Source organism: Cohnella abietis (genome assembly GCF_004295585.1).
Taxonomy (GTDB): Bacteria; Bacillota; Bacilli; order Paenibacillales; family Paenibacillaceae; genus Cohnella; species Cohnella abietis.
This window is the reverse complement of the sequence record NZ_AP019400.1, coordinates 1,715,333-1,732,116: the sequence shown is the minus strand read 5'-3', so window position 1 is coordinate 1,732,116 and position 16,784 is coordinate 1,715,333. Positions and strand designations below refer to the sequence as shown.

Annotated in this window: 8 protein-coding genes and 3 rRNA genes; 1 reads left to right on the top strand and 10 read right to left on the bottom strand. The window is 45.0% G+C overall.

The window, feature by feature from the left end:
• Window positions 1–3 precede the first annotated feature (3 nt).
• The 10 genes from KCTCHS21_RS06920 to KCTCHS21_RS06875 all read right to left on the bottom strand — a co-directional run bounded on the left by KCTCHS21_RS06920 (window position 4) and on the right by KCTCHS21_RS06875 (window position 15,110).
• Complete coding sequence (locus KCTCHS21_RS06920) at window positions 4–870, bottom strand: YitT family protein (protein WP_130606206.1); 867 nt, start codon at window positions 868–870, stop codon at window positions 4–6.
• Window positions 871–1,069: 199 nt separating this feature from the next.
• The gene (locus KCTCHS21_RS06915) at window positions 1,070–1,828 is read right to left on the bottom strand and encodes a polysaccharide deacetylase family protein (protein ID WP_130606204.1); all 759 of its coding nucleotides are present in this window, start codon (window positions 1,826–1,828) and stop codon (window positions 1,070–1,072) included.
• An 82-nt stretch (window positions 1,829–1,910) separates the two neighbouring features.
• Entirely contained in the window at window positions 1,911–3,620 is a 1,710-nt protein-coding gene (locus KCTCHS21_RS06910; RefSeq protein ID WP_130616392.1) for a sensor histidine kinase, read from the bottom strand.
• Window positions 3,621–3,698: 78 nt separating this feature from the next.
• Window positions 3,699–5,258, bottom strand: a complete 1,560-nt coding sequence (locus tag KCTCHS21_RS06905; RefSeq protein WP_331872309.1) for a response regulator — start codon at window positions 5,256–5,258, stop codon at window positions 3,699–3,701.
• 90 nt (window positions 5,259–5,348) lie between these two features.
• Complete coding sequence (locus tag KCTCHS21_RS06900; protein WP_130606200.1) at window positions 5,349–7,034, bottom strand: extracellular solute-binding protein; 1,686 nt, start codon at window positions 7,032–7,034, stop codon at window positions 5,349–5,351.
• 75 nt (window positions 7,035–7,109) lie between these two features.
• Window positions 7,110–8,006 (bottom strand): carbohydrate ABC transporter permease, encoded by an 897-nt coding sequence (locus KCTCHS21_RS06895; RefSeq protein WP_130606198.1) that lies wholly within the window; start codon window positions 8,004–8,006, stop codon window positions 7,110–7,112.
• 39 nt (window positions 8,007–8,045) lie between these two features.
• A complete protein-coding gene (locus tag KCTCHS21_RS06890; RefSeq protein ID WP_130606196.1) occupies window positions 8,046–9,002 on the bottom strand; it encodes an ABC transporter permease in 957 nt (318 codons plus the stop codon).
• A 1,037-nt stretch (window positions 9,003–10,039) separates the two neighbouring features.
• Window positions 10,040–10,156, bottom strand: a 5S ribosomal RNA gene (gene rrf, locus KCTCHS21_RS06885).
• Window positions 10,157–10,273: 117 nt separating this feature from the next.
• Window positions 10,274–13,187, bottom strand: a 23S ribosomal RNA gene (locus KCTCHS21_RS06880).
• 373 nt (window positions 13,188–13,560) lie between these two features.
• A 16S ribosomal RNA gene (locus KCTCHS21_RS06875) occupies window positions 13,561–15,110 on the bottom strand.
• The 16S, 23S and 5S rRNA genes sit together here, the layout of an rRNA operon.
• Before the next feature lie 518 nt (window positions 15,111–15,628).
• Between KCTCHS21_RS06875 and KCTCHS21_RS06870 the strand changes: the two genes are divergently transcribed.
• On the top strand, window positions 15,629–16,744 hold the full coding sequence (locus KCTCHS21_RS06870; RefSeq protein WP_157993972.1) for an acyltransferase family protein: 1,116 nt from the start codon (window positions 15,629–15,631) through the stop codon (window positions 16,742–16,744).
• Window positions 16,745–16,784 lie beyond the last annotated feature (40 nt).

Genomic DNA, 16,784 nt, shown 5'->3' with positions numbered 1-16,784 from the left:
ATTTTAGTGAATACTTTTCTTTTCTATATTACCGCCTAGAACATCTGCCACATTCGAGATAGAAATAAAGGCCTTAGGGTCAATTTCCTGTACAACGGACTTCAGCTTTGCGACTTCTAGTCTAGTGACCACGCAATAAATCATCTGAGTATCCTCTTTGTTGTATCCGCCTTTAGCATAAATAAAAGTTGTATTTCTCCCTAGACGGCTCATAATAGCCTGTGAAATTTCCTCATATTCTCCGGAAATAATCGTAGCAGATTTCGATTCATCCAAGCCTTCCACTACAACATCCATTACTTTAGCAGCGATATAAAAAGCAAAGATGGAATACATCGCCGAATCAGCGCCGAATACAAAACCTGCTACAGCAAAAATAAACAGGTTAATAAACATAATAAGCTGCCCAACTGGAATACGGAGTTTCTTCGAAAGAAGAATCGCTACAATCTCGGAACCGTCAAGCGCTCCTCCAAACCGGATAACCAATCCAACACCTAAACCTAGTATCAAACCGCCGAACAATACAGCTAATATTTTCTCATTCGTAAACGGTTCAACATGATGCAGCAGCACTGTCGTGAGGGACATGATTGCAACCCCGTACAACGTAGATATTGCAAATGTTTTACCGATCTGCTTATAACCTATGTATAAGAAGGGAATGTTGATGACGAATATGAATACCCCGAGAGAAACGGAAGTGACTTTGGACAATACGATCGAAATTCCTGTAATTCCTCCGTCGATGATCTCATTAGGAACTAAGAAAACCTCTAGAGCAACAGCCATTAATACTGCGCCAATTGTGATGAAAATAAACCTTTTTAAGTAGTCAGTAAATGTAGTCTTTTTGTGGGATCTGGGCATTAAGTAGGTTCCTCCATTTTAAACTAAGCTTCTTGTCTGTATGAATGATTAACTCTTTCTAACCAACCTCCTTTTTCTATTATAAATTAAATACAGGCATGGGTAAAACCAATACAAAAATTTAATGTTTAGAAAACACAATCAAGAAGCCTGACCACGATAACGGGTACAAACTTCTTGATACATTATTCATTTTTTATTAATGACGGGGCTTTACTTGAATAGACTTAGACTGCCTGTGCTGAATCAGCTCAGACACTGTTACCATCTTATAACCTCGCTTCTTTAATTCCGGCAGAATAACCTTAAGTGCCTCTACCGTTTGAATCGACCCATCAACGTGATCATGGAATAAAATGATATCTCCGTTACGGATATTATGAAGCACCTTATTAATTATTTTTTGAGTTCCCGGACTTCTCCAATCTTTCGTATCCTGGTGCCAAGACCATAGAACCATTTTATAGCCCTTCTCGCGGGCAATCCGAACGACTGATTCATTATAAACACCACCAGGCGGCCTAAACCAAGGGCTCTTCTGGCCCGTTAATTCAAATATTTTATTCTGCGTTCGAACGAGCTCATCAGTTATCTTAGCCTCACTTACGTTGCTGTTCAAATACATGTGACTATATGTATGATTTGCGACCTCATGACCTTCTAATGCTTCGCGTTTAACGATATCGGGAAAGCGCTCCGCTCGTTTGCCTACTATAAAGAAGGTTGATTTCGTTTCATTTTGTAATAATAAATCTAATATTTGGGGAGTCGTTCTCGAATTGGGACCATCATCGAAGGTTAGAGCGACCAGCTTTTCCTTCATAGGCACTTCCCAAACGATTTCATCCCGCGCCTCATAATAAGCTCGGTTTTTTTTGACAGGCTGTTCTACTGTGAATCCACATGTCATTAGCAGCAATAATCCTCCTAATGTCACGATTAGCTTCGATTTGTACATCTCTTTAATCTCCCCATTCCACTCTTTTACGTAAGGAAGATGCTCTTACGCCTCAGAGTAGTATGGTGAATTTGCACCTTATTTATAACGGTTTGCTCCTAGCAGGGAAGACAATACGAATCGTTGACCCAATTCCCGGCCTGCTTGCTATGATTACCCCGTACTCTTTGCCATAATGCAGCTTAATGCGGTGGTCAACGTTTCGAATCCCATAGCCGACTTGGGCCAAGCTCTCTGATGCTTCAAAAATTTGCTTAATCGTGTCCGCATGAAATCCAACACCATCATCAATTATCTGAATGACAATTAGTCCGTTCTGAAGCACACCGGTAATTCGAATATTAATGCTGTCACCGCACCAAGCATGCTCTAGAATATTCTCGACAAATGGCTGTAGGATGAGCTTTATAGTGTCGTAGTAGAAGATGTCCATGCTAATGTCGTAATGAATTTGCATTCTCTCTCCATATTTCGTTTTTTGAATATCAATATAAGCTTTAACCTGTTCCATTTCATTGTATATAGAGATGTGGCTTTTTCCATTATTGAGCGATAATCGATAGAACTTGGCCAAATCCAGCACCATGCACTGCAGCTTATCCACTTCTCCGAATTTGGCCAATCGACTAATCGAGGAAAGCGTGTTATATAAAAAATGCGGATTGATTTGAGCTTGTAATGACGCGAGCTCCGCCTCTTTTTTCTGCAAATTGGTCATGTAGACCTCACGAATCAAGCTTCCAATATTATGTCCCATCTCGTTCAGCGCAGATGAAATTCTCGTAAACTCGTCATTTCCCTTGAACAAAATTCGTTTATGGAATTCACCCTCCTGGAATGAGTCTAATACGGACACAATCTTTGAAACCCTCTTGGAAAAAAATCGTGAAATGAAAAATCCAGCAATTGAGAAGATAATAAAGCATGCCAAACAGATCAGTAGTGTCAGTGTGCGAACCTTGTCCGTATCTCCATTGGTTAGCTTATTAGGAACTAGCGCTGTAAGCTTCCAGTTTAGGTTGGGCAAGCTTTGTTCAATAACCAAATGCTTGTTAGCATTGACCTTCGTCCACATATCCCCTATCTGCAAATCTGACACACCTGAAGATGTTACAATACGCTGGCTTTCATCCAGCACGAATATCGTCGTTCCGTCTCCAATCTTCTGAAAATCCACACTCTCGAATAAATCAGACAAATAGACGCTTATCCTAAGAAATCCAATTTCGCTCACATTGATTTGAGTAATATCGACTAGCCTTCTAAGCAAAGAAATGCGACCGTAGCTTTCATCATCTTCGATTCTTTGCCATTTCATCGTAACGCCATAGCTTTCTGCGGGGAATAGACGATACCAGCTTTTCTCAGTAATTCGTTTAATGTAATACCAATCCAACAAGCGCGTATTAATCATTAAAGGATCCAGATTATTACTTAGATTATAAATTTCGTTAAAAGACTCATTGTGAAAATAGAAGGAAAGCCATACTCGACTGCTCGTTGTCTCAATTGCTGTCCGGAATTTGGGTAGCAGATACTTCTTAGTGGCTTCATAATTAACCCAACCCATTTCGTAATGATGAAGGTGACCAGCAAGTGTATCATCGAAGTACAGCAGGTCGGATATTCGTTTAATATTATCCATTTTATATACAATGTTGTCCTTCATTTGCTGAAGCGTACCTTGAATATTGCTGCTAGTTTGTTCGCGGAAAGAAGCAACAAAAATAGAATTTGCTATATAACCAACCAAAAGCACCGGTATAATAATAAAGGCTGAATAAGAAAGCATAAGCTTGTAGCCGAATGGCATGTATTTTCTGGCAGTCTTCACTTCCACCTTCAATCCACACCTTCCGCTAATGACGATTTAATGCTTTCTCCGGTATTCTAGCGGTGTCATCCCCGTCGTCTCCCTGAACTGCCTGCTGAAATAAGGTAAGTATCGATAGCCAACCTGACCCGAGACTTCATAGATTTTAAGCTTAGTGCTCACCAGTAGCTGCTGCGCCTTTTCCATCCTAAGAGAAATGATGTAATCGCTGAAATTTTTACCTGTTTCTTCTTTGAATAATAGTCCTAGATAATTGGGGGAAAATGAGAATTGGTTCGCCACCTCTCGCAGCGTAATGTTATCCTGCAGTCGCTCAGCAATGCTTGCCAGTATGGAGTCGATGAGCTTGCCATTTTTGCTGTGCTTCTTCGTATAAAGCATTTCAGATAATTCAAATACTCTGCTCCGCATCCATTTATGTATATCATCTATTGTTTCGAACTGTAGCAAAATATCGAGATTTTTAAGCTCCATTCCTAGAAGCTGAAAAAGATCTTCTTTCATGGCACGTAAATATTCATTCAGCTTCATAATTAAATACATAACAAAATTATGAATCGTAATTTTAGATCCCATGCTCGATGTGATTTGAAATAGATTACGCAATTCATCATGAATTTTAACCAAATCATATTGTGACATCCCAGCTAACATGGCATCAGCATGCTCATCCAGTTTTCTAATGTCTTGAATCTCACTGCTGCCAGCTTTATCGTAATTAATTAGCTTTCCTTTGCCTCGGAACATCTTAGAATCTATCGCTTCAACGGCTTGCCCATAGGATATATATAACTCGCGCAAGCTGGATACTGTGCCTCCTAGCCCAATTGTAATCGTAAAAGGGAAGGCTTCCTTGATTCGCGCTACGATTTCTTCTGTCACATTAAGACCAACATTCTGGTCGAAAATTAAAGCCGTTCTCTGTTTTGATATTTTGCACACATGCTCGATTCCATACAGCTGAAAATAGGTCGATAGCTCGCCATAGAACCTACTGAGTAGACTGTTTCTTACATCTATCTTGTATGGATTTAGCTTCCATGAATAGTCGTCAATCTCTGCGATAGCTACTCTAGCTGGCCAGATGATGCCATCCAACTGATATTCCTTATCCAAAATTTCCGAGGAAATATCGTCTGTCGGAATATCGAGCATTTGCATTAAATATTCATTCTTAACGATCGGGACCATCTGCTTGAACGCTTCTTCCGTATCTCTATCCTTCTTCTTCCGATTCAGCTCCAGGCAAAGTGTACTCAAAGAATCTATTAGCTCTCTATCATCCATCGGCTTCAGTACATAACCATGCGCGTTCAATGAGATGGCTTGTTTAACATAGTTGAAATCCTGATGCCCACTAACAAAAATAATTCGAAGGTTCTCTTGCTTCTCCAACGCTTTTTTCGCAAGCTCAAGCCCTGACATATTCGGCATTCTAATGTCTGTGACCAGAATATCAATCTGCTGTTTATCGATAACCTCACATGCAGCAAATCCATTATTAACTGCCCCAACAACCTCTAAGCCCAGCTCTCTCCAAGGAATAAATTTTCGCATACCTTCCAAATCCAATATTTCATCGTCGGCAAGCAGCACTTTATACAATAGTGTTCACTCCTTGGAAAATGAATAGTGGCAAGGAGGGTATACAGTTGTGTATACCCTCCTTGCCTTCACAATTGAGACTTAGCTTCCACTCATTTTTTTCTTATTTGCCTGCCAGCTGTCTGTTTGCCAAGCAAGCGATTTCTCGTAGCCTACACTCATCGCTTTTTCATTTGCCGTGTCGAGAATTTTAAGGACTTCGTCATCATTCTTCGCATATAGAGCCTTCGCTCTATACTCATCGAAAATATCTTCAACGGCTTGGAAGGCAATGCCTGCCTCACTGTCCTTAGGCGGCTGCATGTTTACAGAGTATTCTGTTGCATCCGCTTGCGTCTTCCAAGTAATCTCATACTGCCAACGAGTCGTCCAATTCCGCTTCTCTACTGGTAATGTAGCCTCGTATTTCGCTTTGGTCGTATCTAGGAAAACCGTATTTCCATTCCAGAAGATATTGTTAGAATCAGCTTGAAGCTTGGCAAGTCCCTCGGGATCAGATGTATACTTATCCGTAAATATAGGGGTAATGCCATCAGCCTCTAAACCCTCCCAATACCCGCCTTCTGGTCCCCACATGAGAATACGCTGACCCTCAGGTCCTGTGTACCAGTCAAGGAAAGCAAAGATTTCTTCTGGGTTCTTCGCTGCTTTCGTTATTACGCTAACGTTCCAGCCTAATTTGGCATAAGTACCAGGGAAGATTTTGCTCTTATCTAATCCTGGCTTACTAATTGGCCAAATCATAAAATATCCTGCATCTGGGTCGTTCTTAGATAGAATTCCATTGCCTTCTGCTGCAAAGTCTGTTGGACTAGAGCTTGCGAATACGGCAATTCTACCGTTCAATATCTTTTCTTTTACTTGATCTCTTGTCTGCGTCAATGCATCCTGTGTCATCAGCTTCTCACGGAACAGCTTAGATGCATACTGCATAGATTCCCGGAATGCTGGATCTAGAAAAATGGAAGTCAACCTGTCTCCTTGAGGTACGGAACGATTGCCGACCCATCGATTTAATGCATTTTCCGCGAATGCGGAGTAAAGAACGTCTAACCCTTGACCATCAACGACAAGCTCCGGCTCAAATGGAACAATATCATTTTTATATTTATCTTTAACTGCCTTCAGATAGCTGTACAAATCCTCTGTCGTTTCTAGCGTAGGCTCACCGAGCTCTTTGTAAATCTTCTTGTTCACAATATAACCAGCATTACCGTTCGGTTGGTTTGTGTACCAATTTGGGAACTGATACAGCTTGCCATCATCACTGCGTAGCATATTAATTGCTTCTGTACTTAGCCACTGCTTCAAGTTTGGGTACTTATCAATGTAATCATCGAATGGAACGAGCATGTCTGCATCGAGCAGCATCTTTATATCAGCGGAGTGGCGGTCTGTCCAGATGACGTCTGGCAGATCCTTGGAGGCAAGCATCGTATTCAGCTTCTGTTTGGCATTATTCGCAGATTGAATCGCCTTAATGTTAACCTTCTTGTTTTCCTTGATCCACTTTGAGGCGACATCCTCCCCCCATTTTGGCATCGAGTACCAATCATAATGACCATAGAAGCTGAATTCTAGAGGTTCTTTGCCGACTTCATACAAACCTGATTCCGGAGTCTCACTTGAGGTAGATTCACTGCTGCTTTCGGACGGCGGGTTATTTCCTTCTTTACTCTCTTTTTTACCTGCGCAAGCCGATAGTACGACCGTTAACATGAGCAGAAGTGCGAGGGAAACGAATACAGCCTTTTTTGTGCTTCTCATTTTCTTACTTCCCCTTCCATTTTTAGTATAATCTATGTTTAAAGCAAATTGCTCTAAACGCGGGAGACAATCCTCTTATTCCTTCAAGGATCCGACTAGCACACCCTTGACGAAGTACTTTTGCAGGAACGGATAGATACATACAATGGGAAGAGTGGCTACCATCATAATGGCCATTGAAAGTGATTTGCTGGTTATACTCTGCATTTTCCCTAATATCGCTAGAGAGGCTGTGTCCAGTGACGATGTGTTGGCGGTGACAATATTGGTGTTCAATACTTGCTTCAGAAGCGTCTGAATGGGGATCAGATCCTCGTTGGTAACGTAGATACTAGGTAAGAACCACTCATTCCAGTGATACACTGCTGTAAAAAGAGCTAAGGTTGCAACAACCGGTCCAGAGAGCGGGAGCACAATTCTGAAATACGTTCCCCAGCTTCCGCAACCATCGATTTTCGCTGATTCCTGTAATCCATCAGGTAAGCTATTAAAAAAGGTTCGAAATATAATCATGTTCCAGACGCTAATTAATGAAGGGATAATGTACACCCAGAAGGAGTTGTCTAATCCGAGTCCTCTAATCAGCAAGTAGGTTGGGATTAACCCCCCACCGAAATATAAGGTAATAATGCATATAACCATGTAATAATTGCGGCCGATTAGCTCTTTATGTGTCATTCCATATGCGAAAATCGATGTAGCGAATATTGAGGTTATAGTACCGACAACCGTCCGCAGAACTGTAATGGAGAAAGCACCAATGAGACGTTTATCCTTAAACACGGTCTCATAGTTTTCCCAGGTCCACTGCCTTGGCCAGAAGGTAACCCCGCCTAACGCGGTATCTTTGCCTTCATTGAACGATATAATAAACGCATTCCAGAATGGGTAAAAGGTTGTAAAGGCGAGCATCATCAGCAAAATATAAATGATAATTACCATCGTACGATCACCATAGCCAAGTCTTTTCATGGATGTCCACGCTTCCTCCCCTTCATTTGGATTGGCATATTACCAAAGGCTATTTCCAGATCTACGAGCCAAGTAGTTAGCAATAACTAGCATTCCAACACTGATGATTCCCTTAAACAAGCCAACTGCAGTTGCGTATGCATACCTACCATTCTGGATCCCGACTCGGTACACATATGTATCTATGACATCCGACACATCTCGGAGAAGAGGATTTACACCAAGAAGCAATATATCCTCGAACCCTGCATTCAATAGATTTCCAACGGCTAATATCATGAAAATAATAACGACTGGCATGATAGAGGGTAGCGTAATAAGAAACATCTGCTTGAGCCTGCTCGCCCCATCCATTTCCGCCGCTTCATACATGTGGGGATCAACTCCTGCGATAGCAGCCAGATAGACGATTGAGGCGAAGCCAATGTCCTTCCAGACATTTGCCGTGATCAGGATCGTCCAGAAATAATTAGAAATCGAGAGAAAGTTGATGGGCTGGTCAATTAAATTGGCCTTCTCCAACGCTATATTCACACTTCCGTTGTCAGTGGCCAGCATTGAAGTAAAAAAGCCTGCTACAATAACCCAAGAAAGAAAGTAAGGAAGATAGCTGACAGTTTGTACAATTCTCTTGAAATACATATTTTTAACTTCATTTAACATAAGCGCTAATAGTATGGGTGCAGGAAAACCAATAACAAACTTTAGAAGACTCAACAGCACTGTATTACGCATAACTCTCGAAAAATCGGGACTATTAAAGAACAGCTCGAAATGCTTGAATCCAACCCACGGGCTAGCAACAAAACCTTTGATAATGTTGTAATCCTTAAACCCCGTAAGTACCCCATACATCGGAATGTAGCTAAATATAAAGATAAGTATTAGCCCAGGAAGCACCATGAGCTGAATTTCCCATTGCTTCAGAAACCGGATGAATAGGCTGCTTGAGTTCTTTTTCTTAACCGTATTCCCTTCGATAGAAAGCTGAGCCATAATCACCCTCCTGCTGCCGTTTCTTCCTATCTCAATTTTATTAGTTTGTGAAAAACGGCAAAAGTTGCTTTTCCAACTAAATTTGATACTTTGCAAATGAGTTTGATTGGCAGGGGTATAAATTGCTAAGAGTCTAAGCGGGAGACGGAGGGGAACATTCGGTGGAAAAGGGGCATTGCTTCTTCTCTATGGCGCGCTGGTGGAAGGGTTAGTTGAAGGAACCTTTTAACTCATTCTCAGAGCTAAATGCGGCTGTTGGGGGGTGACACTGAGCGGCTTAGGGGCTGAATAGCGATGATAGACTTCGCTTCTGCGGGGTATGTTACTCAATGGACTGCTGCGGTAGCTAAAAATCCCCTGAGTCCCCACCAAAGTCGCAAAACGCTACAATGAGCCAAGTAAAATCCGCAAAGTCCCCAACAAAGTCGCAAAACGCTACAATGAGCCAAGAAAATGCCGAGGAGTCCCCACCAAAGTCGCAAAACGCTACAATGAGCCAGGGAAAAGCCGAGCAGTCCCCGCCAAAGTCGCAAAACGCTACTATGAGCCAAGGAAAATCCGCAAAGTCCCCACCAAAGTCGCAAAACGCTACAATGAGCCAAGAAAATGCCGAGGAGTCCCCACCAAAGTCGCAAAACGCTACAATGAGCCAGGGAAAAGCCGAGCAGTCCCCGCCAAAGTCACAAAACGCTACAATGAGCTAAGGAAAAGCCGAGCAGTCCCCGCCAAAGTCGCAAAACGCTACAATGAGCCAAGGAAAGTACGATGTTTTTCATTCTACTTCCTGCTTGGCGAGGGACTTGAAGATAGATTAGCGATGATAAACATCGCTTCTGAGGGGTATGTTACTCAAAAGACTGCTGCGGAGGCGTAAGTATGATGTTTTTCATTCTACTTCTCGCTTGGCGGGCTGCTTGAGGTCCGATTAGCGATGTTTCTCATCGCTTCTGCAGGTTACGTTACAGGTGTAAAGCATGGAACTTATTTGTTTCAAAGCACAAAAAAAGCACCCATTGCTGAGTGCTTCTTTCTATTTGGCCTGGCAACGTCCTACTCTCCCAGGACCCTGCGGTCCAAGTACCATTGGCGCTGGAGGGCTTAACGGTCGTGTTCGAGATGGGAACGCGTGGAACCCCTCCGCCATTATTACCAGACCAGTTGTGTCGACACAGTCGTCACAAATACATTCACAAAGCTTGCGCCTTGAAAACTGGATGCGAAACAAAGCAGGAAGAAGAGTGGTGATCTTGCTTGTAATAGTGTCTATTCGTTAGGATAAGCCCTCGACCGATTAGTACTCGTCAGCTACACACGTTACCGCGCTTCCACCCCGAGCCTATCAACCTGGTGTTCTTCCAGGGGTCTTACGAATTGGGAAATCTCATCTTGAGGCAGGCTTCGCGCTTAGATGCTTTCAGCGCTTATCCCTTCCGCACTTGGCTACCCAGCGATGCTCCTGGCGGAACAACTGGTACACCAGCGGTGCGTCCATCCCGGTCCTCTCGTACTAAGGACAGCCCCTCTCAAATTTCCTACGCCCGCGACAGATAGGGACCGAACTGTCTCACGACGTTCTGAACCCAGCTCGCGTACCGCTTTAATGGGCGAACAGCCCAACCCTTGGGACCTACTTCAGCCCCAGGATGCGATGAGCCGACATCGAGGTGCCAAACCTCCCCGTCGATGTGGACTCTTGGGGAGATAAGCCTGTTATCCCCAGGGTAGCTTTTATCCGTTGAGCGATGGCCCTTCCATTCGGTACCACCGGATCACTAAGTCCGACTTTCGTCCCTGCTCGACTTGTAGGTCTCGCAGTCAAGCTCCCTTATGCCTTTGCACTCTGCGCGCGATTTCCAACCGCGCTGAGGGAACCTTAGAGCGCCTCCGTTACTCTTTAGGAGGCGACCGCCCCAGTCAAACTGTCCGCCTGACACGGTCCTCCTACCCGATAAGGGTAGTGAGTTAGAACTCCGATACGATCAGGGTGGTATCCCAACGGCGCCTCCAGTGAAGCTTGCGCTCCACCTTCAAAGGCTCCCACCTATCCTGTACAGACCGTACCAAAGTTCAATATCAAGCTACAGTAAAGCTCCATGGGGTCTTTCCGTCACGTCGCGGGTAACCTGCATCTTCACAGGTGCTAAAATTTCACCGGATCTCTCGTTGAGACAGCGCCCAAGTCGTTACGCCATTCGTGCGGGTCAGAATTTACCTGACAAGGAATTTCGCTACCTTAGGACCGTTATAGTTACGGCCGCCGTTTACTGGGGCTTCAATTCATAGCTTCGGGTTGCCCCTAACCACTCCTCTTAACCTTCCAGCACCGGGCAGGCGTCAGCCCGTATACTTCGCCTTACGGCTTCGCACAGACCTGTGTTTTGCTAAACAGTCGCTTGGGCCTCTTCACTGCGGCCCCCTCGTGCTATTCACACTACCGGGGCACCCCTTCTCCCGAAGTTACGGGGTCATTTTGCCGAGTTCCTTAACGAGAGTTCTTCCGCGCGCCTTAGAATTCTCATCTCGCCCACCTGTGTCGGTTTGCGGGTACGGGCACCTTCTCCTGGCTAGAGGCTTTTCTTTGGCAGCGTGGTACATGACCTTCGGTACTGTGATTTTCCCTCCCCATCACAGCTTGAGGTATCAGAGTGCGGATTTACCTACACTCCCTCTTACTGCTTGGACAGACTATTCCATCAGTCTGCGTCGTTCTCCTCCTGCGTCCCCCCATTGCTCATAACGGATTACGGTGGTACAGGAATTTCAACCTGTTGTCCATCCACTACGCCTTTCGGCCTCGCGTTAGGTCCCGACTTACCCTGGGCGGACGAACCTACCCCAGGAACCCTTAGGCTTTCGGCGGACAGGATTCTCACCTGTCTTTTCGTTACTCATACCGGCATTCTCACTTCTATGCAGTCCACCAGTCCTTACGGTCTGACTTCTACCCGCATACAACGCTCCCCTACCCAAGACACCTAAGTGTCATGCCATAGCTTCGGTGGTGTTTAGCCCCGTTACATTTTCGGCGCAGAGTCACTCGACCAGTGAGCTATTACGCACTCTTTAAATGGCTGCTTCTAAGCCAACATCCTGGTTGTCTTCGCAACTCCACATCCTTTCCCACTTAACACACACTTGGGACCTTAGCTGATGATCTGGGCTCTTTCCCTCTTGACAACGGATCTTAGCACTCGCTGTCTGACTCCCGAGTATACATACATGGCATTCGGAGTTTGACTGGACTTGGTAACCCTTGGCGGGCCCCGCACCCAATCAGTGCTCTACCTCCACGATGCTTTACCTCGAGGCTAGCCCTAAAGCTATTTCGGGAGAACCAGCTATCTCCGAGTTCGATTGGAATTTCTCCCTACCCCACGTCATCCCAGAACTTTTCAACGTTCACGAGTTCGGGCCTCCAGTGCGTGTTACCGCACCTTCACCCTGCACAGGGGTAGATCACACGGTTTCGGGTCTACGACCACGTACTCATTCGCCCTATTCAGACTCGGTTTCCCTTCGGCTCCGCCTCATCAGCTTAACCTTGCACGTGAACGTAACTCGCCGGTTCATTCTACAAAAGGCACGCCATCACCCCTAGATCGGGCTCTGACTTCTTGTAAGCGCACGGTTTCAGGTTCTTTTTCACTCCGCTCCCGCGGTGCTTTTCACCTTTCCCTCACGGTACTGCTTCACTATCGGTCGCCAGGAAGTATTTAGCCTTGGCAGATGGTCCTGCCGGATTCCCACGGGGTTTCTCGTGTCCCGCGGTACTCGGGATCCGTCTCGGAGAGAGGGCACTTTCGGCTACAGGGTTTTTACCTTCTGTGACGGGCCTTTCCAGACCTCTTCGCCTAATACTCTCTTTTCTTACTCCATGTGAGACGTCCCACAACCCCTAAGAGCAAGCTCTTAGGTTTGGGCTTCTCCGCTTTCGCTCGCCGCTACTGACGGAATCACTTTTTTTCTTTCCTCAGGGTACTTAGATGTTTCAGTTCCCCTGGTGTGCCTCCAACGACCTATGTATTCAGTCGAGGGTAACTACCCATTACGGTAGCTGGGTTTCCCCATTCGGAAATCTCCGGATCAAAGCTCACTTACAGCTCCCCGAAGCATATCGCTGTTCGTCGCGTCCTTCTTCGGCTCCTGGCGCCTAGGCATCCTCCGTGCGCTCTTATTAGCTTAACCAATGCTCCGGAATACCGTTTCTTCCTAATGCTGTATTCGCAGTGACTAGGCTCCCATCAAAGATGGGCGACAGCACTCTGCCTACAGAAGTCGTACGAAACGGTATTCCTACGCATACATAATTAGACACTAGTAAGGCATAGATGATACTACTCTTCTTTCGCGCTTTGTTTCGCTATCCAGTTTTCAAGGTACAAGATGTTATTGAAAGGTTCTACGGGGCCCCATAAAGTATTCGGAATAAGCTACAACGCTCTTCTTCACTTTTTGGGGATTTCGTATTGCTCTTTCAAAACTGAACTTGAGCGTAAGAAACGAATTGCCATCCTACCGAAGTAGCTATGGACTTTTATAACCCCGAAGGGTTCCTTAGAAAGGAGGTGATCCAGCCGCACCTTCCGATACGGCTACCTTGTTACGACTTCACCCCAATCATCTACCCCACCTTCGGCGGCTGGCTCCCTTGCGGGTTACCCCACCGACTTCGGGTGTTGTAAACTCTCGTGGTGTGACGGGCGGTGTGTACAAGACCCGGGAACGTATTCACCGCGGCATGCTGATCCGCGATTACTAGCAATTCCGACTTCATGCAGGCGAGTTGCAGCCTGCAATCCGAACTGAGACCGGCTTTGTTGGGATTGGCTCCACCTCGCGGTTTCGCAGCCCGTTGTACCGGCCATTGTAGTACGTGTGTAGCCCAGGTCATAAGGGGCATGATGATTTGACGTCATCCCCGCCTTCCTCCGGTTTGTCACCGGCAGTCAACCTAGAGTGCCCAGCTTAACCTGCTGGCAACTAGTTTAGGTGCGCTCGTTGCGGACTTAACCCAACATCTCACGACACGAGCTGACGACAACCATGCACCACCTGTCTCCTCTGTCCCGAAGGCCGCCTCTATCTCTAGAGGATTCAGAGGGATGTCAAGACCTGGTAAGGTTCTTCGCGTTGCTTCGAATTAAACCACATACTCCACTGCTTGTGCGGGTCCCCGTCAATTCCTTTGAGTTTCAGTCTTGCGACCGTACTCCCCAGGCGGAGTGCTTAATGTGTTAACTTCGGCACCGAGGCATGATACCCCCAACACCTAGCACTCATCGTTTACAGCGTGGACTACCAGGGTATCTAATCCTGTTTGCTCCCCACGCTTTCGCGCCTCAGCGTCAGTTACAGTCCAGAGAGCCGCCTTCGCCACTGGTGTTCCTCCACATCTCTACGCATTTCACCGCTACACGTGGAATTCCGCTCTCCTCTTCTGCACTCAAGTTCCCCAGTTTCCAGTGCATCACGGGGTTGAGCCCCGCACTTAGACACCAGACTTAAAGAACCGCCTGCGCGCGCTTTACGCCCAATAAATCCGGACAACGCTTGCCCCCTACGTATTACCGCGGCTGCTGGCACGTAGTTAGCCGGGCTTTCTTCTCAGGTACCGTCATCGGATGAGCAGTTACTCTCACCCTTATTCTTCCCTGGCAACAGAGCTTTACGACCCGAAAGCCTTCCTCACTCACGCGGCGTTGCTCCATCAGGCTTTCGCCCATTGTGGAAGATTCCCTACTGCTGCCTCCCGTAGGAGTCTGGGCCGTGTCTCAGTCCCAGTGTGGCCGTTCACCCTCTCAGGTCGGCTACGCATCGTCGCCTTGGTGAGCCATTACCCCACCAACTAGCTAATGCGCCGCAGGCCCATCCACAAGCCGCAGATTGCTCCGCGTTTCCCAATTCGACCATGCGATCAAATTGTTTATCCGGTCTTAGCATTCGTTTCCGAATGTTATCCCGATCTTATGGGCAGGTTGCCTACGTGTTACTCACCCGTCCGCCACTAACCAAGTTTAGAAGCAAGCTTCTAAACAAGATCCGTTCGACTTGCATGTATTAGGCACGCCGCCAGCGTTCGTCCTGAGCCAGGATCAAACTCTCCATAATAGTGAAGCCGAAGCTTCGTATTAAAGAGCCTTTGAGGCTCAATCTTTACAACTGGTTTGTCTTCCGATAACCGAAGTTGTCTTCCGACGATTGTTTCGTTTTCTTACGCTCAATGTTCAGTTTTCAAAGAACAATTTGTCATTTCTTGTTTACGTCTTTTTCCGACGCAAGAATTATATCTTATCATACTCTCTATTACATTGCAACACTTATTTTCATTCGGTTGATATTAACTCATCCGACTCGGTTGCTTGCCCTACTTCATTTCCGAAGCAAGATTTATATCATAACGCGAATTCTACTTACTTGCAACAATCAAAAATTTCCAATTTGCTAGATTCAAACAAATAGATATCACCAAACTCGCAGCAACTACTTTCTCATAGGCTCAGCAAGTAATTGATACATTATGTATCATAAAACTCGTAAATATGATACGATAGGAATCAAAAGACAACTATTCATTATGCTATATTCCACTCGTTCTAATCGAAACACATTTCGACGGAGGTGCACATTTGAATAACAATGTAGAGTTGCCACCTAGGGGACTAGAAGGTTCAAAGCCGAAAGAGCGCAGTATTACTATCGACGCCCTGAAGGGATTCGCGATCATCTTAGTCGTCATAGGACATGCCATACAATATGGATCTCATGACGTTTTCGATTTTTTTGGTCACCCTCTATTTCAAATCATATATTCCTTCCATATGCCCCTCTTCATTTTACTCAGTGGATACGTCGCCTACTTCAGCATTGGAAACAAATCAAATAAGTCGATAGTAACAAGTAGAATAAACACCCTTCTCATCCCTTTTCTATGCTGGGGAGTGGTAGAGTTTTTGGTAGGGGCTATCCTAATGGACAATTCTTTAATAAAGCTTCCTAAATATATTGTTGCTCTTATCATTTTTCCTGACAGGGGATTATGGTTTATATGGGTGCTGCTTATCTTATATATACTACTTTTGCTTATCAGGAAATTTGAACATAAATTAAGAGTGGGAAGTTACTTAGTCATTTATGGTGTCATTCTATTGATTCCTGTGAATAAGTATTTTGACCTGTATATGATCAAATGGCTAATGCCCTTTTTCCTTGCTGGCTACCTCATTTCCAAATACAAGTCGAACATGCAACGAGCGCTTCCTTACATTAAGATTGCTTCATTGATTGTTTTTCCTGTCTTGATGTTATTTTGGGAGCAGAAGGACTATATCTATGTTTCTAAAATGACTCTTTCAAGCGGCATTGCTTCTACTATAGCGGATTATGCCTATCGTTATACTGTAGCGGCTGCAGGAATCGCTTTGGCATTCACTTTAATATCTTTCATTAAAGCAAGGAACATAAATAAGTGGCTGGCGTATGTCGGTATGTATTCACTTGATATTTATGCCATTCATTTGATTGCGGCTCACTACTTAGGGGATTTTCCTACTTTGGCTTCGAACAGCTACCTTTTTAACGCTGTATACGTGCCGGCAGTTTCGATTATTTTACTAGCCTTAAGCATTCTCCTATCTAAATTTGTGATCAAAAGAAATATGACGCTAAGTAGATTACTGTTAGGTAGCAAGGTACGGTTAAGACAAGAACCTAAAGAGAATTTATCACATGCAGGCACCCGCTAAAAAATTGTGCTAATGCTGTTCCCCCGCTATGAGCCCATCC

Excerpts from the sequence above, each read along its gene's own strand:
- KCTCHS21_RS06890 (WP_130606196.1), bottom strand. The coding sequence starts at position 9,002 with ATGGCTCAGCTTTCTATCGAAGGGAATACGGTTAAGAAAAAGAACTCA.
- KCTCHS21_RS06895 (WP_130606198.1), bottom strand. The coding sequence starts at position 8,006 with ATGAAAAGACTTGGCTATGGTGATCGTACGATGGTAATTATCATTTAT.
- KCTCHS21_RS06920 (WP_130606206.1), bottom strand. The coding sequence starts at position 870 with ATGCCCAGATCCCACAAAAAGACTACATTTACTGACTACTTAAAAAGG.
- KCTCHS21_RS06900 (WP_130606200.1), bottom strand. The coding sequence starts at position 7,034 with ATGAGAAGCACAAAAAAGGCTGTATTCGTTTCCCTCGCACTTCTGCTC.
- KCTCHS21_RS06910 (WP_130616392.1), bottom strand. The coding sequence starts at position 3,620 with ATGCTTTCTTATTCAGCCTTTATTATTATACCGGTGCTTTTGGTTGGT.
- KCTCHS21_RS06915 (WP_130606204.1), bottom strand. The coding sequence starts at position 1,828 with ATGTACAAATCGAAGCTAATCGTGACATTAGGAGGATTATTGCTGCTA.